The sequence below is a fragment of the Pseudomonas sp. E141 genome, from assembly GCF_052659885.1.
On record NZ_CP084024.1, the window covers coordinates 2,374,101 to 2,392,573 of the forward strand.

Genomic DNA, 18,473 nt, shown 5'->3' on the forward strand with positions numbered 1-18,473 from the left:
CATCAAAATGAGCCTGTTTTTTCCGGTCAAAGGCTCGAACACCGGTATGTCGTGGTTATAGCGTGGCATACATCTCGTGAAAAAAAGATCAAGACCCGTCCGCGCGCAGCGTTCGCAGAGGCAGTTTAAAACGTGGCAGCGGGACTCAAGGGTGGGGAGTCCAGCTGTCGACCCAGCTCACAGATGAGTAGCGTCATGGAGTCGGCGTTTCGCAAGATCACGTCGATGCGTGCTGTCGGTGAACCTGGATCCAGAAAGATACTGCGCGCCTCGCTCATGCTTCTGGCGCCGGTCATCTTCAGGATTTCCCGGGCCATATCCCGATGCTCGGGGAAAAGCTCCAGGCTCTTGAGCCCGCCGGCTGCACTGTCCCAGCCCATGAACAGTTTGGATCGTGGCGTGGTCAACGACAGCCCGTTGCGTTGCTGGTCCTTTTGATAATTGTATTTTGAATGTCCGAACTGAGTGGCATTGGAAATCAGGTCCAGAAACGGGAGTGCCGCGTCCAGATAGACAATATCGAGCGTGTCGAAAAGCTGATGAGAAACTTCGTGGATAAGCACCGCTGCCTGGGCGTGGGCATCGACATTGAAGGAATCCGGGACCGCGTCCTTGTACCAATCCAATCCGACCTCGAAGAAATACTGGGTGAGATAGATTCTTCCTGCCGTTTCCGGTTCGAGCACGAATGCAGTGGCTCTATCGTCCATGTATTTCAAACGGCCGATTACAAGGCGCTTGGCGTTGCGAGTTTCCCAGGACGGGTCGGCCAATGCTCGGCACAGCGGCGAGACGGCGGTGTGTATTTTCTTGATCAGGCTGGCGTCGACTGTCCTCACCCCAAAAAAGGCCTTCAGGAAGGTATCCAGCCGAGAGCCCGGCGGGACCTGATGTTTGATCTGATCCAGATTATGCAGGGCGTTGAATGAGTAATACCTGGCCACCTCCAGGGCCTGCTCGATCATGTTTGCGTAAGCCGGGTATTTGCGGCGTATTTGCGCCATGCCCCGAGCCTCAATGTTGAGCGACGTTGAAGCCTTGTAGTCGCTGTAGGAATTGGCCAGCGTTGACATCACTTTGCCGTAGCGAATGGTCTGCCGTTGTGGGTCTACGGTCCATTGCTGGTTATCAGGCGACTGCCTCAGTATTGGGCCCTCTCCCTGTTCATGGACCACGCGCCAGACCTGATTGGCTTTGGCCACCTGAAAAACCATGCCGGCAACAGGTGCGTAAAGCTTGTCGGACCCTGGGGCCCTGTAGGTTCCGTCGATCCGGTTCTTCTGCAGATTGTGCAGGCTCACCTCCGTGGCTTCGAAGGCCCGCAGGTTGGTGCGCGTCGGGGCGGTGGAGGCGATGTCTTTCCAGCGGGGCGGGGTCGCCATGGAGGCGTTCTGCGTGCCGGGACCTATCGGGCCGAGCAGGCCGAAGGTGTCGTCGCGATTCAGGAAGCCAAGTGAGACCATCTCTGCCGCGCCGGCGATGAAGTCGTGCAAGCCTGCTTTCCAGTCATGCTGCTGCAGGGATTCAGAAGAGGCCTTGAAGTCTTGGTAACTTTCCCAAAGCGTTTCGATAAACGTCAGTTTGCCTTGCAACTGCCGCCCCACCAGTTTGACGCCGGCGCTGAACAAATGCAGGGCCGTTTCCCAGTCAAACTGGCGGTTTTTTTCTGTTTGTGCGCTCAGCATGTCCGATAACAGGGTTGTATTGTCGTTGAACAATACATCGAACAGGTTGGTCTTGATCGGATTGGAAGCCAGGGTGATTTCCGATAGAGAACCGACCGTGGCGGCGAACAGGTTCTTGAACGTGGCTTGCTGGCTTTCGGGAAGTCGACGAATCAGCAGGTCCTGCAACGCGCCCGGCGTGTTGAAGGCTGCAATGAGGCTGGCCTGGTCCTTGAACTCGGTGAAGTTGTGGCCCGCATGGTAGGGGGAATACAGCACATGGGGGGCAGTATCATCGGTGCTTGATCCGATCAGGTAGAGCCCCAGTGCCTTGATCGCCGCAGTTCCCCGGGTTTTGATCAGCTCCAGTGGACGAATCAACGCGCTGGCGCCGTCCACTGCCTGGCGTGCGATGGCATCCGGCATGTCCAGTACCTGGCGAATCAAGTCAAACCCTGTGGGCGAAAGGTGCTGTTGTAGATGCAGTGCGTGGGCATGTTGCAACAGTTGCCAGGGCAACTGCCGGCGAAATCGCTGCTTTCTTTTCTGGCCATCGGTTGAGGTAGTGGAGAGTTCGTCCAGTACGATCTTTTTATAGGCGGTGGGGATGTCCAACGACAGCAGCATTTGCCTGACAGCCGTCTCGTTCAGGCTGTCGGGCAACGCGCGCCCGGAGGTCGAGGATACCCTGAAGCCTGTCTTTTGAGTGAAGTCGGCATGATTGAGGGCGAACTCGGTCAAGCTGCTGGCGGGCCCCGCCAACGCATGGTTCGGGGTGATCAACAGGGTGGCGGGATCCAGGTCTTTTACGGCGAAACGCGCATCCAGGAGCGCTTTGAGCTTTTTGCTCACATAGGTGTGCAGGGGCTCGATACCGTCCAGATAATCCTCGTCATCGTCGACACTGCTTCTGTATTGCTCAAGCAGGTCAATCTGTAGGCGCTGTTCTTCAAGTGGTGCGGCGCCAAGCCAGGCGGGGAGTTTCTGTTGCAAGCGGATCGCCTGGGCGATACGTGTGGCGTGTGTCAGATTGGTAGGCGCGGCCTTTTCAAGCAATGTGCCCAGGCTTTTTACCCGTTCAGGCCCTGTCAGTTGCCAGTCCCCGCTCTTTAGCGTGCTCAGATACCTGTATTGGGCCTCGAACAGTGCGTTGAACGACTTCATCCGATTGAGCAGCACGTTGTCTTCGATCAGCTCAAACACATCCAGTTGATAGCGTCCATGGGGCTTGCGTTGGGCGGGCCAGAGGTTGGCGAGCAGACCAGAGCGCTTTCGTGAGTCGAGCAGGTGGCGATTCAATTGCTGGGTGGCAAGTTCGACTGAGGCAAACACTTGTAAACCATCGGCCGGTGTCCAGAGAATTGCCAGGCCGGAATGAGGCGTATCCAGCCCGCCGCGTTCGGTCAGCAGGAAACAATTGGCCAGCGGCAAGGAGACGGTTTTGCCGTCCTCGGTACATGCCAGCCTCAGCGAATAGACATCGGGCCGGAAGCCCTTTACCCCGATGCGTTGAGTGCGGTCCGGATATTCGGCATCAAAGGCAAAGACCGCGGCGATAAGGTCGCGCGCGGCGGGAGACAGGGTTGCGTTGAGTTCTCTGAGTTCGGCTTCTGCACGTATTCCCAGGGAAAAGACGTTGGTCAGTTTAGGAAGAAGGCCTTTCAATGCGTGACGCAGCGAGGTGTCGCTGGAGAGTGGCAATCGGCTCAGTTCGGCATTCAAGGCCTCTTCGACACTGGCGTAGCTCTTGATCTTCCTCTCCAGTTGATCAGCCATGAAATTGGACGGGCGCAGGTCCCCGTAAAAAACCGGCTGCGTGCCCCAGTGTCCAGCGGTTTTTTGCGTCAGCAGGTTTTTGCCGATCAGGCTGCGTATGTCCAGGGCCTTGTCAACGAGCGCGTGGACGTCCACGTCCCCCTGGCGGGACATCTCCATTGCGAAATGAAGGTTTTTCGACTGTTTGCCGATGATCGCATCAGCCAGAGACTCGAATACCGGCCACGTCACCGCCTTACCTGACACCTGGGGATCGTCAAAGCGCAGGAAGCGGTTGCGCTCCTCCAGGCTGAGCAGACTGTAGAGTTCTTCCTTTCGCCCCGCGCCGGTGGGGGCATTGAGCAGCGCATCCCTGAAGCCCAGGTAGTTGTCGACTTTCTCAAGGCCGTGGCTGGGGGTATAGAGATAGTGTCCCTTGGCGCTGATCATCAAAGAACCCGCCAGCTCTACGTAGAGCGGCTCATATTCCCAAAGACGCAGGGTTTCGATAAACAGCAGCGGTTCGTCCGGGCGAGATGGCCTGTACAGCCGCAGCAGTTCCTGGGCGTGTGCCTCGGTGAGTTGTCTTTTCTCCCGCTTGATCAGAATCGTGGCTTGTAGCGCATCGCTGAGAACTTGGGAAAGAAAGCGCCGGCGCGAGGTATTGAACGGGCCGGTGGCGTCCCAATAAGCGTCGATACAATGGGCAAGGCTGGGGATCAGGTTGCTGGCGGTCACCTTCAACACGCTCTCCCATTGACGCTTGTTTTGCGGTGATACGGTGATGCCTGGATGAATGAAGTCAACGTCTTGCCCGGCGGGCCGACCCTGGCTGTGGAAGTAGGCCAGGACCGCCTCGCTGAGTGTCATGCTTCTGGTCAACTGGCTTGTCTTCTGATTCCCCGCGCTACTCCACGTGCTCATGGTTACGCGGGTCTGTCGATGATCAAAGTTGGACAGCACCTCATTCAAGATCGCGTCAAGCATCGTACTGAGGGAGGGTAACTTGATCAGTTCATCCACCATTGTTCGGGCGTTGAGGCTTTGAGCGAACTCGATGGACTCGACCAGGGTGTTGAAGACGTCACCGTCGATACGTTGCCGGGTAGTCCTGATCGCGGAGGTGCTGTTGAGTTCGGCGCGCTGGGAAATCGATAACAGCCGAAAAAGATCGTCACGCTCGGCTGGACTGTCCAGCATCGCTTCCATCTTCTCTTCGAGAGCTTCGGGGCTGTCGAATTTTCTGATTCCGCCGTAGGGCGTGTAGAGGAACGCAGGCTGGGTCTGCGCTGCGTCTGCGTCTGTCAGCGCTTTGAGCACAAGGCAGCCGGCCAGCGGGATCGGCGCGTTTGCGTCGACCTGCAAGCGAATCGTTTCGGCAGACATGGGGGGCGTCTGTGCGGCGCGCAGCGTGTGGTTGGACAGGGACACGTGGTGCAGCCAGTCGAGGTCGGCCTGGGTCAATCCGTGGGGGGCGTTCAAGTCCTCCAGGTTATTGGCGGCCAATACCTCGGGAAATAATAACGGCGTAGTTGCAGTGGTCATCGTTGCTTCTCGCTCAAGGCGCCGCGAGGCGGCACGTTTGGTGGATGAGCGGCCAGACTAGGCAACGATCAATGAGCCAAGGTGGTACATAGTTACCGCACCCAAGCGCGGTGATCAGCGTAATCCGGCACGAGCAAGCTTTGCTCCGACAGTGAAGCGGTGTTTAATCAGCCGGCTGGTTCCCCTTACGCTGTTGCTACCTCCAACAATCACTCTGGAGCTTCAGATGTCTGCGCTATCCGATCATGCCGGTTCAAGCACCCTGTCTTTTTCCGCTTTGGTGAGCTTGCTGGAGAAAATATTCCTGCGACACGGCACGTCGGCCGAGGTCGCCAGGGCCCTGGCCGAAAACTGCGCCGGAGCCGAACGTGATGGCGCCCACAGTCATGGGGTGTTTCGCATTCCCGGTTATGTCTCGACGCTGAAAAGTGGTTGGGTCAATGGTCAGGCAGTACCCACGGTCGAAGATGTGGCATCAGGGTTTGTACGGGTGGACGCCGGTAACGGCTTCGCCCAGCCGGCCCTGGCCGCCGCACGTCCGTTGCTGGTGGCCAAGGCCCGCAGCGCCGGGATTGCAGTGTTGGCGATCCGCAACTCCCATCACTTCGCTGCCCTGTGGCCGGATGTCGAGCCGTTTGCCTATGAAGGTCTCGTGGCATTGAGCGTGGTCAACAGCATGACGTGCGTGGTGCCTCACGGTGCTGACCGTCCACTCTTTGGTACCAATCCCATTGCCTTCGCTGCGCCACGGGCCGATGGTGAGCCGATTGTCTTCGACCTGGCCACCAGCGCGATTGCCCACGGTGATGTGCAGATTGCTGCACGCAAGGGCGAGTCACTACCGCCAGGAATGGGGGTGGACAGCCTCGGTCAGCCGACCTGCGATCCGAAGGCGATTCTCGAAGGCGGGGCGCTCCTGCCTTTTGGCGGACACAAGGGCTCGGCGTTGTCGATGATGGTCGAGCTGCTGGCGGCCGCCCTGACCGGTGGCAACTTTTCCTTCGAGTTCGATTGGCACAACCATCCTGGGGCCAAGACACCCTGGACCGGTCAGTTGTTGATCGTGATCGACCCGAGCAAGGCCGCCGGGCAGAACTTCGCCGAGCGCAGCCAGGAGCTGGTCAGACAGATGCATGGTGTCGGGTTGCGACGGCTGCCGGGTGATCGTCGGCACAACGAGCGCAGCAAATCCAATGAGCGGGGGATCGCACTGGACGAGCAGACATTGGCGCAGTTGCGGGAGTTGGCGGGTTTGTAAAGCCGGCTTCGGATGAGGCTCTGGCGGTTCACGCATCTGTGGCGAGGAAATAAATCTCCTCGCCACACTATCAGTGATCATTCAAACAGGTTTTTGCCAAGGGCTTAACGGCGTCCGAGCAACAACCCCACCACCAGGCCGAAGCCTGCGGAAATGGCCACGGTCTGCCATGGATGTCCGCCGATATAGACTTCGGTGGCATCGACCATCGGCCGGGTCCGCTCCCGTGCGCTGGCAACCGAATCCAGGGCTTGTTGCAGCTTCTGCGAGATCTGGTCGCGCAGGTTTTCAGCGTCTTCGCCGACCAGTGAGGCGCTGCTTTTGAGCAGCTTTTCCGATTCCTCAATCAAAGCCTTCAGTTCACTGAAGGCTTGATCCTTGATTTGCTCTCCATTCCCTTGCAGCGTGCTTTTGCGAGCCATTGAGGTACTCCTTGCTGATGATGGCAGTGAACAATGGAGTGCTGCCCTTGAGCAAAAGTTGCAGCGTCTGGCAGCGGCAGCACTGTGGATCATAAAACGTGGTTAAGACGCGCCTCTTCAAGGTGTAAGATGGCGCATATTTACGCAACAGGTAATTCCCATGAGTTTCAATCTGGCTGACAAGCCCCTGGCCGAGCGCGCGGCACTGGAAGACGAAAAGTCCCGACTTTTTGAACTGTGGCAAAACAATCTGGGCAAGGCCAAGGGTGACGCGGCCCGGTTGTTCGGCGAGCGTTCCAAGCGCAAGGGCAAGTGGTCCGAATGGGTACGTGCCGAACTGGACGGCATGTCGCCGCCTGAGTACGCCAACATGGTGCGCAGTGAAGTCAATCGTCTGATGGCAGCCAACAAATAAACCTCAGGCAAAGGTCGCGATGATAGCCTCACGCACCTTGACCACGGCCGGGTCCATCTGTGTATGGGTTCGCCAGCCCAGTTCGATCGGGTAGCGGGGCAGGTCCAGCGGGCAGGGCAGCAACGCCAGGCCACTGAGGGAGGCGATCGCCGCGGCGGCATGCAGCGGAATGGTCGCCACGGCCTGGCTGCCCTTGAGCAGGAACGGCAGGGCGGCAAAGTGGGTGGTCGAGGCACACACCCGCCGGCTCAGGCCAAGGCCGGCCAACCCTTCGTCGGTGATGCCGATGAACCCACCGGAAGACACGAGCAGATGCTCGCGGGCCACGAACGCCTCCAGGGTCAGCGTCTGTTGGTCCTGCGTCAGGCTGGCCGGGTCGACGAGACAGGCGTAGTCGCCTTCGCCCAGTACCTGACGGCTGAGCAAGCGTTCGGTAAACCCTCCCGCCGTGATCGCCAGATCGAAACTGCGCTCCATCAGCGCCCGGCCGACGATCTGGCTATGGGTCTGGCGAAAAATCAATCGCAGCCCCGGCGCGCGTCGTGCCACGTCCTCAATCAAGCGCCGGCCATGGGCAATTTCGAAATCATCGGACAGCCCGACGATGACCGAACGACCTTCGTAATGACTGGCGCCGGGGTCAACCATCGCCAGGCTCTGGCGACATTTATTCAGTGCGTCGCTGATCACCGGTTTGAGCTGATTGGCCCGTAAGGTCGGCGCCAGGCCGCGGCCAGTGCGCACAAACAATTGATCGTCATACAGGTTTCGAAGCCTGCGCAGCGCCGCGCTGATGGCCGACTGGGTCACGCCCAGGCGCAGCGCGGCGCGGCTGGCGCTGGATTCATCGTGCAGGGCTTCGAAGGTCTTGAGCAGATTAAGGTCGACATCCGCGATATTCATAACACTCATATCATTTAGCAGCGTATGGGGCTTTATTCATGATCGTCTGGCATCTGAAAATCAGCAACCCCAGATGATCGAGGAGTTGAAAACCATGCCCAAATCCATTGTGGCTGCCCTGCAGATTGGCTCGTTGCCCGGAGGCAAAGCTGACACCCTGGCGCAGATCCTTTCCTATGAAGATGCCGTACGCCAGGCCGGAGCACGCTTGGTGGTGATGCCCGAAGCGCTGCTGGGTGGGTATCCGAAGGGAGAACGCTTCGGTACACAGCTGGGGTACCGGTTGCCCGAGGGGCGCGAGGCCTTTGCTCGTTATTTTGCCAACGCCATCGACGTGCCGGGCAGTGAAACCGAGGCCTTGGCCGGGTTTTCGGCGCGCACGGGGGCAAGTCTGGTAGTGGGTGTCATTGAGCGTGACGGCAGTACCTTGTACTGCACCGCCCTGTATTTCGAGCCCGATGCCGGCCTGGTGGCCAAGCATCGCAAGCTGATGCCCACTGGCACCGAGCGTCTGATTTGGGGTAAGGGCGACGGCTCGACTTTACCGGTGATCGACAGCCAGGTCGGTCGCGTAGGCGCGGCGGTGTGTTGGGAGAACATGATGCCGCTGTTGCGCACCGCGATGTACGCCAAAGGGGTGCAGGTCTGGTGTGCGCCGACGGTGGATGAGCGGGAGATGTGGCAGGTGACCATGCGTCATATCGCCCACGAAGGTCGTTGTTTCGTGATCAGCGCCTGTCAGGTTCAGGCCTCGCCTCAGGCGCTGGGCATTGAAGTGGCGAACTGGCCCGCCGAGCGTCCCTTGATTGCCGGCGGCAGTGTAATTGTCGGCCCCATGGGGGACGTCCTGGCCGGTCCGCTTAAAGGCACAAGCGGGTTGTTGACCGCCGAAATCGATACCGATGAACTGGTACCAGCGCGCTACGACTATGACGTGGTCGGCCATTACGCCAGGCCAGATGTGTTCGAACTGGTGGTGGACGAGCGGGCCAAACCCGGCGTGCGTTTCACTCGTTGATTTACCAAGTGGCCGCGGTACCCGGCAAGTCCAGGGTGCCGCGATCCACGAAGCGCAGGGTGCCGAACAGTCCACCGGCCAGTTTGCCTTTGAGTACATAAGGCAGGTTGTCCAGGCTTTGGGTCTGGCTCAGGCCCAGCGTCTGGCGCAGCACGGAGAAAGCCGAGATGCTCACTGGCACGCTCAGTACCGCCTCGGAGAACCGTGGGATGGATCCGGTCTGATCGCTGACCCCCGATGCCAGTGTCCGGCCATTAACCTCGAGGTCGAGCGCGACACCGTTGTAATCGATGGCGGTTTCGTTAGGGTTCTGCAATCGCAGTTTCACGGCAAAGCGCATCTCCAGCTCCTGGCTGGGCAACGGTTCGATGCCCACCACGGTGATGTTCAGCGGATCGCGGTGCGGGAAGAGGGCGCAGGCGCTCAGACTGAGCAACATCAGGAAAAGGGACACACCGAGGGCTCTGCGCATGGATAAACTCTCACGATAATAGGTAGGGCAAACGGGCGAGCTGTTGAGCACGATAACCCACATTTCTCTCAAACCACCGCACATCACGCGGTTTCCCGTCCAGTTCAATCCAGACAGGGCTCATGGCTCCTGACAGTTTCTGACACCAGGCTCTGCTAATCTGCGTCAATCGTTTTTCCGGATCGTCCATCGTGTCGCGTACCACTCGACTGCTCACATTATTGCAAGTCTTGCGAGGCAAGCGCTGCCCGGTTACCGCTGCGACATTGGCGGCCGAGTTGAAAGTGTCCGAGCGCACGCTCTACCGCGATATCGCCGAACTCTCGGCCCTGGGGGCGCCGATCCAGGGCGAGGCGGGCATTGGCTATGTGTTGCGCAGCGGCCTGTTCCTGCCGCCATTGATGTTCACGGCTGATGAAATCGAAGCCATTGTGCTGGGGCTGCGCTACGTTGATCAGCGTGGCGACGAGGTGCTGGGCAAGGCCGCCGCCGACGCTTTGGCCAAGGTGGCCGCAGTGCTGGCGCCTGACGTCCGGGATGCCCTGCGCAATCCCACGGTGTTGCCCGGGCCTCCTGGCTATGGCTACCCACAGAATACGGTGGAGCTGAATGTGTACCGCCAGGCCATTCGGGCTCAAGCAAAGCTGCATATCGACTACGCCGACGTGAACAAAACCCCCAGCCAGCGCCTGATCTGGCCGTTGGCCCTGGGTTTTTTCAATGAGGCGCGGGTAGTGGTTGCCTGGTGTGAGTTACGCGGCGCCTATCGGACCTTTCGCACTGATCGGATTGCTTCTGCCACCGAGCAGGGCGAGCGCTATCCTGGCCGGCGCAGCGACTTGTTGCGCGCCTGGTTCAAGCTGATGGAACTGGACGAAACGGGGCGTTTCACTCCTGACAAAAACTGACACAAGGCTGTTCTAGCATGGTGTCAGATCGATAAAACAAGGAGCCCTACCATGTCCAATCCCGTCTCTTCCCTGGCCCCGGCCATCGCCGGCTACATTGCGGCCGCCAATGCCCGTGACAGTTCGGCGGTGACGCGTTTTTTCGCCGAGGATGCCAATGTGTTCGATGAAGGCCAGCACCGCGCCGGCACCCAGGCCATCGCTCAATGGATGGAAGACACCGCCCGGCGTTTACAGCCTCGGGTCGAGGTGCTCAATGTGCAGCAACGCACCGGTAAGGTGCTGGTGCATAATCTGATCTCCGGAACTTTCCCCGGCAGCCCGCTGGAGTTGCGCTACACCTTCCGGCTCGACGAGCAGGGGAAGATCAGTCGGCTGGATATCTCGATCTAGATGTTTGCACGTTGGTTCGTCAACACCTGTGGCGAGGGGGTAAATCGCCCTCGCCCCAGGGTTTTGCTTGAATTCACAGGCAGGTGAGATCACTCACTCAAAGCCACCGACATGGCATACTCCCCGACCTCGTTTTCCGGATCAGGGCCGTATGACTTTCGACTCCCCCTTGAGCGCCTGGCAGCATGCCATCGAACACCATGGCTTTGTCCAGGATGAAGCCCAGGAACTGGCCATCATGGCTCTGCAAGAGTGCCACCAGGCACTGCACGAGGGGCGCAAGTCGATCCAGGGGGTTTATCTCTGGGGACCGGTCGGCCGCGGCAAGACCTGGCTGATGGACCGTTTCTACGAAAGCCTGAGGGTGCCGGCCCGTCGTCAGCATTTCCATCATTTCATGGCCTGGGTGCATCAGCGCTCGTTCCAGCTTACGGGCACGCCGGACCCTTTGCAGGCATTGGCTGCAGAACTGAGCCAAGAGGTCAGGGTGTTGTGTTTCGACGAGTTGTTCGTCACCGACATTGGCGATGCCATCATTCTGAGTCGTCTGTTTCAGGTCATGTTCGAGCGGGGCATGGTGGTGGTCAGCACCTCCAACCTGCCGCCCGAGGAGCTTTATGCCAACGGCCACAACCGCGAGCGATTCCTGCCCACCATCACGGCGATCAAGCAGCACATGCAGGTTGTGCCGGTGAACGGATGGCAAGATCATCGCCAGCATCCGGGAGCATTGCAGCAGCGCTACTGGCTACGCGACGACGGACAACCCGATCCGTTGGAGGCTGTTTTTGCCCAGTTGACCGCAGGACAGGCGTCCAACAGTTTGCCGATTGAAGTTGGCCATCGTCTGCTTCAGCCCGTGCGGGCCAGCGATACGGTGCTCTGGAGTCGTTACGCGGATATGTGCGAACAGCCGTTCTCAGCCATGGATTTCATGGCACTGTGCGACCGTTTCAAGGCCATCCTGATCAGCGACGTACCGAGTCTGAGCGCCGAGCAGCGCGAGGGACGCATTGCCCGTGGAACCGAAGACGGGGTTGAAAGGGTAGAGGCTGGTGATCGTGAGTTGCCGCAGTTGTCCATCCATGATGACGGTGTGCGGCGTTTCATCGCCCTGGTCGATGAATGCTACGACCGCAAGGTGCCGTTGTACCTTTCAGCACAGGTGCCGATGGACCGGTTGTACACCGAGGGCTATCTGCAATTCCCGTTTCGTCGTACGCTCAGTCGCCTGCAGGAAATGCAAATGCAGCGTTTTGGTCAGTCCGCCTGACCGTATCCCGCCGACGGCACCGGAGCCGCCGGTACTACCGAAGTGAGATGGAACGCCGTGGAAGAAACCAGGGACATTCTTGTATTGCAAGCCAGCTATACCAATGCAGTCCACGCCGAAGCAATCTGTTATGTGCTCAACGGCTATGCCGAAGATCCAATGGGCGGTGGCCAGTCGCTGCCGCCGGAAGTGCTGCTGCATCTACCCGAGGAACTGGCCAAGCGCCCCCATGCTTTCAGCGTACTGGCTTTCGTCAACGGCGAACCAGCGGGCCTGGTCAATTGCTTCGAAGGTTTTTCGACCTTCGCCTGCAGACCTCTGGTCAATGTCCACGATGTTGTGGTGATGAAGCCGTTCCGCGGGTTGGGGGTGAGCCAGAAGATGCTGCAGAAGGTCGAGGATATCGCCCGCCAGCGTGGTTGCTGCAAAATCACCCTGGAAGTGCTTGAAGGCAATGCCATCGCCCAGGCCAGCTATACCAGGTTTGGCTTTGCCCCAGGCATGTTCGACCCGGCCCATGGCCGTATGCTGTTCTGGACAAAGCCCCTGTAGAGGCCGCCCCTGTGGTAGCGGGCGAGGGCGGTGGTTATTTTTGCACGACCCGCACCGCAGGCGCCTTGGGCTGCATCAGGCTGAAGTCGATCAAGGCCTTGCGCTGGTGTTCATAAGGGTTGCCGATCAACAGCGGGCGGGCCTTGAAGTCATCGCTCACCAGGCTTTTGCTGCGGTCCAGCTCATCAAAACTCAAACCGGCCAGGTCTGCCCAGGTGTGGATCAAGTGAGCGCTGCTGTAGGGGCGTGACAGGTCACCGCTGAAGTTCCAGTCATGAGTTTCACGCCACTTGGGCGAGGCCCAGGCGATGAACGGAATGGTGTACATCGGCGCGGTCGGCTTGCCTTCGTTGCGGCCAAGCGTGCTATGGCCCGGCGAATCGAACACGTCTTCACCATGGTCCGACAGGTACAGCAAAAAGCCGTTGGGGTCGGTTTTGGCGTAGTCCTTGATCAGGCTGGACACTACGAAGTCGTTGTACAGCACCGCGTTGTCGTAACTGTTGTAGGTCGGGACCTGGTCGTCACGCACCCCCGCCGGTACGCCCTGGCGGTCGGTAAACTTCTTGAAGGTGGGCGGATACCGGTACTGATAGCTCATGTGGGTGCCGAGCAGGTGCACCACGATCAGTTTGCGCGCAGCGCTGTCTGCCAGGGCCTGGTTGAACGGGGCGATCACATCGCCGTCGTATTGCGCCGCGTTCTGGTTGCGGTTGTTGTTCAGGTATACCTGCGCATCGGCCTGTTGAGAGAAGGTCGTGAGCATGGTGTTGCGCTTGGTCATGGTCTGCTGGTTAGTGATCCAGAAGGTCTTGTAACCGGCCTGCTTCATCATGCTCACCAGGGACGGTGTGCTCAGGTAAAGGTCTGGGTTCTGTTCATCGGCGAACGTCAGCACCTGCTGCAGCGCTTCGATGGTGTAGGGGCGCGGGGTGATGACATTGTCGAAAACCGAGAGCTGGTCCTTGAGCTTGTCCAGTTCCGGGGTGGTTTTCCTTGGGTAACCGTACAGGCTCATGCGCTGGCGGTTGGTGGACTCGCCGATGACCAGCACCAGAGTAGCGGGCTGGTCGGCCATGGCGTCCTTCAGGTGGCCCAGGGGGGCGATCTTGCTGGCGCTGTGAAGCATGCCCTGCATGTTTTCCAGTTGTTCGCCATAGCGCCGGTAAGCAACCAGCATCTGCCACGGCACGGCCGGCTCGATGCGACTTTCGAATTTCTCCAGGCCACCGGCAAGCGTGCCGGCACGCAGGGTGTGCTTGACTAGCGGATAGCCGACCACCGCCACCACAATCGCAGTCGCCGCGACCATGGCTTGGCCGCGGGGCAGGTACACCGGGCGCAGACGTGTCCAGAGCCAATATCCGAAGGCGGTATGGGCCAGGAAGGCCGCCAGCATCCACCAGGCAAAATACTGCGTCATGTACTCGCCGGCTTCGGACACGTTCGATTCGAACATGATGAAGATGACGCTCTGGGAAAACTCCTGCTGATAGATGAAGAAATAGCCCAGGCTGGCCATGGAGCAAGCCCACAGGACCACGCCGATCAGCGCAGCAAGTAAACGGGTCCGGGCAGGAAAGAGCAGCATGGGCGCAAGCCACAGCGCGCTCATCACGAATGCCTGGCGAAACCCGGTGAACCCAGAGGTGTCGGTCACCAGTATGAGCAGTTGGGTAATGCCCGAGAAATACCAGAAAAACAGAAATAACCAGCCAAACCCGGCCCAGTCGAAACTTTTCGCAGTCGTTGTGCTGCGTTTGAACAAACTCATCAAGCGCTCCAGCCTTCCTGTCGACGAAGCCGCTGGCACCCATTGGATGCCCATAGGCATGCGCCGAACTATCCTAAAAGGCCAGGAGTATCGCGATGGAGGTGTGAAAAATTTGTGAGATATTTGGTTACAAGACGAATGTCGGGGGCTGTGGCGAAGGCGTTTCTTGTGGCGAGGAAATTTATTTCGGTGGTCGCGTTGCCACCTCACGCACTGAAACCCGCGCACTCAGGGGCGGGACCGCTACGCGCTGCGGCAGGGACACATGCCCTTGGCACGGATGGGTATGCATGGAAATGACACCGGTTTGTCCAGTGCCACTTCCGGCGTCGCGCCTCTGCTCGGGGGTTACCGAGCCAGGGCCTGGCTCTGATGGGACAGCTGGGAGTGTTGCAACTGCATGCGCAATTGCGTCACCTCATCAAGCAGCAGATCACGCTCTTCTTTGAGCAGGCGTAATTCGTCGCGACGAATGGTCACGTAAAGGGTTTGGGGAGGACGTGCGGTAACTACGGAGTCCATTGCTCACCTCGCAAATGGCGTACATCAACTATAGAGATGTCGCCAGTATTTGGTCGACACCTCTACTATCGGCGCCGATTCTGATTTCTTTTGCTTGTGATTGGAACTTTTTTATTTTTCATGGTCGCTGTGTCTTTGGCCGGATCTGGAGCGTTATCCCTTGTGATCGCTCGAATTACCCGGAAACTATGCAGCAATGCTCTGGACTAACCTCCACTCGTCGATTGAGCTAAACCTTTGACACACCTTTATTTGTAGTAGGGAGCATCAGCACATGCAACTCGGGATCATTGGACTGGGCCGCATGGGCGGCAATATTGCGCGGCGCCTGATGCTCAATGGGCATACCACCGTCGTCTACGATCGCAATGCCGCCTTTGTTGAAAACCTGAGCCAGGAGGGCGCAACGGGCGTCGCGGATCTGCCGCAACTGGTGGCCGGTCTGGAAAAACCACGGGCTGTCTGGGTCATGTTGCCTGCCGGCGCACCCACCGAAGACACGATTAACGTTCTCAGCGAGTTGCTGGAGCCGGGCGACGTCATCATTGATGGCGGTAACACGTACTACAAGGATGACATCCGTCGCGCGCAGGCCTTGTCGGTCAAGGGCCTGAATTATATCGACGTCGGCACTTCCGGCGGCGTTTGGGGCCTGGAACGCGGTTATTGCATGATGATTGGGGGTGACGCCGAAGTGGTGAAGCGCCTGGACCCCTTGTTTGACAGCCTGGCACCAGGGATGGGCGATATCCCGCGCACCCGCGACCGCAAGTCCGACGATGATCGCGCTGAACGCGGCTACATCCACGCGGGCCCGGCCGGTTCGGGGCATTTCGTGAAGATGATCCACAACGGCATTGAATACGGAATGATGCAGGCCTTCGCCGAGGGCTTTGACATCCTCAAGACCAAATCCAGCGAAAGCCTGCCACCTGAGCAGCGATTTGACTTGAACGTGGCCGATATCGCCGAAGTCTGGCGTCGCGGCAGTGTGGTGTCGTCCTGGCTGCTGGATTTGACCGCCGACGCCTTGGCCAGCGATCCGAAGTTGGACGGCTTCTCCGGTGAGGTTGCCGACAGTGGTGAAGGACGCTGGACCATCGAAGCGGCCATTGAGCAAGCGGTGCCGGTGCCGGTGCTCTCCAGTTCATTGTTCGCCCGTTTCCGCTCGCGCCAGCAGAGCACCTACGGTGACAAGATGCTCTCGGCCATGCGCTTTGGCTTCGGTGGTCACGTGGAGACGCCGAAAAAATGACCTCGATCGGCAGGAAATCCAAGGCAGAACCCGCGCCGCCGACCACGCTGTTTCTGTTCGGCGCCCATGGCGATCTGGTCAAGCGTCTGCTGATGCCGGCGCTGTACCACCTCAGTCGCGACGGGCTGCTGGGGGATGGCCTGCAGATCATTGGCGTCGACCACAACGCTATCAGTGATGTGGACTTCGCCCGGAAACTCGAGGATTTCATCCGTCACCAGGCGGCGAGCAAGGGCGGCGATGCCGACCGGGCGCTCGACCCGGTGCTGTGGGCCAGTCTGGCTCGGGGCATCAGTTACGTTCAGGGTGACTTCCTCGATGACAGCACCTACGAAGCACTGGCGGCGAAGATCGCCGCCAGTGGCACCGGCAACGCGGTTTTCTATCTGGCGACCGCGCCGCGCTTTTTCAGTGAAGTGGTCCGCCGCCTCGGTGCGGCCGGGCTGCTTCAGGAACAGGATGATGCCTTCCGGCGTGTGGTGATCGAGAAACCGTTCGGTTCCGACCTGCAAACCGCCGAAGCGCTCAATGCCTGCCTGCTCAAAGTCATGAGCGAAAAACAGATCTACCGGATCGACCATTATCTGGGCAAGGAAACGGTGCAGAACATTCTGGTCAGCCGTTTTTCCAACAGCCTGTTCGAGGCCTTCTGGAACAATCACTACATCGACCACGTACAAATCACCGCCGCAGAAACCGTTGGCGTGGAAACCCGTGGCAGTTTCTATGAACACACCGGCGCCCTGCGGGACATGGTGCCCAACCACTTGTTCCAGTTGCTGGCGATGGTGGCCATGGAACCGCCGGCCGCCTTTGGCGCCGATGCGGTGCGTGGTGAGAAGGCCAAGGTGGTCGGGGCCATTCGCCCCTGGTCGGTGGAGCAGGCCCGCGCCAACTCGGTGCGTGGCCAGTACACCGCAGGCCACGTCGACGACAGACCGGTCAATGGTTACCGCGAGGAAGCCAATGTCGCGCCCGACAGCAATACCGAAACCTACGTCGCCCTCAAGGTGATGATCGATAACTGGCGTTGGGTCGGGGTGCCGTTTTACCTGCGCACAGGCAAACGCATGAGTGTGCGGGACACGGAAATTGTCATCTGCTTCAAACCGGCGCCTTACGCGCAGTTTCGCGATACCGAAGTCGATGAACTGCAACCTACGTACTTGAGAATCCAGATCCAGCCCAATGAAGGCATGTGGTTCGACCTGCTGGCCAAGCGGCCGGGTCCGACCCTCGACATGGCGAATATTGAACTGGGATTTGCCTACAAGGACTTCTTCGAAATGCAACCGTCCACGGGCTACGAAACCTTGATCTACGACTGCCTGACCGGCGATCAGACCTTGTTCCAGCGTGCCGACAACATTGAAAACGGCTGGCGTGTGGTCCAGCCGTTCCTCGATGCCTGGCAACAGGACGCGACGGTCCAGTTCTACAAGGCCGGTGAAGATGGTCCGTCGGCCGCAGATGACCTGCTGACACGCGATGGCCGCGTTTGGCATGCGCTCGATGAGTGATCAGGTGAAACACCCCATCCGCTTTTTACTCAGTGACATGGACGGCACGCTGCTGCTGCCCGACCACAGTCTCAACCAGCGCACTATCGAGGCCGTTCGCTCGCTGCGCGAGGCGGGCGTGATGTTCAGCCTCGCCACCGGGCGGCCGCCCCGGGCGATGTTGCAGCAGATCGAAGCCTTGGGCGTGGACCTGCCTACCGCCGCGTTCAATGGCGGTACGCTGGTCCACCCGGACGGCAGTTTCCTCGCCGTGCACTACCTGCCACCTGAGGCGGCTTTGGCGACGCTGGCCTTGTACGCCGACCAGCCTGATATCGAGGTCTGGGTGTTTGCCGACGGTGACTGGCTGGTGCGCGACGCCAACGGTCCGATGGTGCCGGTGGAAACGCGTGGGCTTGGCTATCCGCCGGTGCAAGTCGAGAGTTTCGAGCCTTACCTGGAACGTATCGACAAGATCGTCGCCACCAGCGCCAATACGCAGCTACTGGTTGAGCTGGAGGCGCGCTTGCATCCGCTGCTCAAGGGCCAGGCTCAGGTCTCGCGTTCGCAACCGATCTATCTGGATGTGACGGCGATGCGGGCAAACAAGGGTGAAGCGCTGGCGACCCTGGCAGCGTTCCTGGGGGTGCCGTTGGAACAGACTGCCGCCATGGGCGACGGTGGCAACGATCCGGCGATGTTTCACCGTGCGGGGTTGTCGATTGCCATGGGGCAGGCGGAGGAGGCGATTCAGCGTCAGGCCGATGTCATCACCGCAGCCAACACCGAAGACGGTGCGGCGCTGGCAATCGAGCGATTCATTCTGGCTCGATGAACCACGCAAA

At 59.3% G+C, this 18,473-nt stretch carries 16 protein-coding genes; 10 read left to right on the top strand and 6 right to left on the bottom strand.

The genetic code is table 11. The features are described 5' to 3' along the window. Positions 1-125: 125 nt before the first annotated feature. Positions 126-4,805, bottom strand: coding sequence for a dermonecrotic toxin domain-containing protein (locus tag GKKCFE_RS10720; protein ID WP_310662539.1), 4,680 nt, complete (start codon positions 4,803-4,805; stop codon positions 126-128). A gap of 385 nt (positions 4,806-5,190) precedes the next feature. Here GKKCFE_RS10720 and GKKCFE_RS10725 point away from each other — a divergent pair, with 385 nt between their 5' ends. Then, positions 5,191-6,222, top strand: a complete 1,032-nt coding sequence (locus GKKCFE_RS10725; RefSeq protein ID WP_047226557.1) for an Ldh family oxidoreductase — start codon at positions 5,191-5,193, stop codon at positions 6,220-6,222. Positions 6,223-6,326: 104 nt separating this feature from the next. On the opposite strand, the gene GKKCFE_RS10730 is transcribed toward GKKCFE_RS10725, so the two are convergent. Further along, on the bottom strand, positions 6,327-6,644 hold the full coding sequence (locus GKKCFE_RS10730; RefSeq protein ID WP_047226556.1) for a DUF883 family protein: 318 nt from the start codon (positions 6,642-6,644) through the stop codon (positions 6,327-6,329). A gap of 160 nt (positions 6,645-6,804) precedes the next feature. On the opposite strand from GKKCFE_RS10730, the gene GKKCFE_RS10735 reads away from it, so the two are divergent. Continuing rightward, positions 6,805-7,059, top strand: a complete 255-nt coding sequence (locus GKKCFE_RS10735; RefSeq protein WP_076384979.1) for a hypothetical protein — start codon at positions 6,805-6,807, stop codon at positions 7,057-7,059. 3 nt (positions 7,060-7,062) lie between these two features. On the opposite strand, the gene GKKCFE_RS10740 is transcribed toward GKKCFE_RS10735, so the two are convergent. Next, positions 7,063-7,962: a LysR family transcriptional regulator gene (locus tag GKKCFE_RS10740; RefSeq protein ID WP_310662540.1), complete on the bottom strand. Its 900-nt coding sequence runs from the start codon at positions 7,960-7,962 to the stop codon at positions 7,063-7,065. A 94-nt stretch (positions 7,963-8,056) separates the two neighbouring features. Here GKKCFE_RS10740 and GKKCFE_RS10745 point away from each other — a divergent pair, with 94 nt between their 5' ends. Then, positions 8,057-8,980, top strand: coding sequence for a carbon-nitrogen hydrolase family protein (locus tag GKKCFE_RS10745; RefSeq protein ID WP_310662541.1), 924 nt, complete (start codon positions 8,057-8,059; stop codon positions 8,978-8,980). Position 8,981: 1 nt separating this feature from the next. On the opposite strand, the gene GKKCFE_RS10750 is transcribed toward GKKCFE_RS10745, so the two are convergent. Further along, entirely contained in the window at positions 8,982-9,452 is a 471-nt protein-coding gene (locus GKKCFE_RS10750; RefSeq protein ID WP_047226553.1) for an LEA type 2 family protein, read from the bottom strand. A 191-nt stretch (positions 9,453-9,643) separates the two neighbouring features. On the opposite strand from GKKCFE_RS10750, the gene GKKCFE_RS10755 reads away from it, so the two are divergent. The 4 genes from GKKCFE_RS10755 to GKKCFE_RS10770 all read left to right on the top strand — a co-directional run bounded on the left by GKKCFE_RS10755 (position 9,644) and on the right by GKKCFE_RS10770 (position 12,578). Next, positions 9,644-10,360, top strand: a complete 717-nt coding sequence (locus GKKCFE_RS10755; RefSeq protein WP_188251687.1) for a helix-turn-helix transcriptional regulator — start codon at positions 9,644-9,646, stop codon at positions 10,358-10,360. 51 nt (positions 10,361-10,411) lie between these two features. Beyond that, positions 10,412-10,753, top strand: a complete 342-nt coding sequence (locus tag GKKCFE_RS10760; protein WP_047226551.1) for a nuclear transport factor 2 family protein — start codon at positions 10,412-10,414, stop codon at positions 10,751-10,753. 151 nt (positions 10,754-10,904) lie between these two features. Further along, the gene (gene zapE, locus GKKCFE_RS10765; RefSeq protein ID WP_310662542.1) at positions 10,905-12,026 is read left to right on the top strand and encodes a cell division protein ZapE; all 1,122 of its coding nucleotides are present in this window, start codon (positions 10,905-10,907) and stop codon (positions 12,024-12,026) included. 57 nt (positions 12,027-12,083) lie between these two features. After that, positions 12,084-12,578: a GNAT family N-acetyltransferase gene (locus tag GKKCFE_RS10770; protein WP_310662543.1), complete on the top strand. Its 495-nt coding sequence runs from the start codon at positions 12,084-12,086 to the stop codon at positions 12,576-12,578. Between the two features lie 34 nt (positions 12,579-12,612). On the opposite strand, the gene GKKCFE_RS10775 is transcribed toward GKKCFE_RS10770, so the two are convergent. Together GKKCFE_RS10775 and GKKCFE_RS10780 are read right to left on the bottom strand one after the other, a co-directional pair. Further along, the gene (locus tag GKKCFE_RS10775; RefSeq protein ID WP_310662544.1) at positions 12,613-14,352 is read right to left on the bottom strand and encodes a phosphoethanolamine transferase CptA; all 1,740 of its coding nucleotides are present in this window, start codon (positions 14,350-14,352) and stop codon (positions 12,613-12,615) included. 348 nt (positions 14,353-14,700) lie between these two features. Beyond that, a complete protein-coding gene (locus GKKCFE_RS10780) occupies positions 14,701-14,874 on the bottom strand; it encodes a DUF6026 family protein (RefSeq protein WP_171061379.1) in 174 nt (57 codons plus the stop codon). Between the two features lie 274 nt (positions 14,875-15,148). Here GKKCFE_RS10780 and gnd point away from each other — a divergent pair, with 274 nt between their 5' ends. The 3 genes from gnd to GKKCFE_RS10795 are packed head-to-tail and all read left to right on the top strand — an operon-like array spanning position 15,149 to position 18,463. Beyond that, positions 15,149-16,129, top strand: a complete 981-nt coding sequence (gnd, locus tag GKKCFE_RS10785; protein WP_047226547.1) for a phosphogluconate dehydrogenase (NAD(+)-dependent, decarboxylating) — start codon at positions 15,149-15,151, stop codon at positions 16,127-16,129. Then, positions 16,126-17,649, top strand: a complete 1,524-nt coding sequence (gene zwf, locus GKKCFE_RS10790; protein WP_047226546.1) for a glucose-6-phosphate dehydrogenase — start codon at positions 16,126-16,128, stop codon at positions 17,647-17,649. The genes gnd and zwf overlap by 4 nt, the downstream gene beginning before the upstream one ends. Next, positions 17,642-18,463: an HAD family hydrolase gene (locus GKKCFE_RS10795; protein WP_047226638.1), complete on the top strand. Its 822-nt coding sequence runs from the start codon at positions 17,642-17,644 to the stop codon at positions 18,461-18,463. The genes zwf and GKKCFE_RS10795 overlap by 8 nt, the downstream gene beginning before the upstream one ends. Positions 18,464-18,473 lie beyond the last annotated feature (10 nt).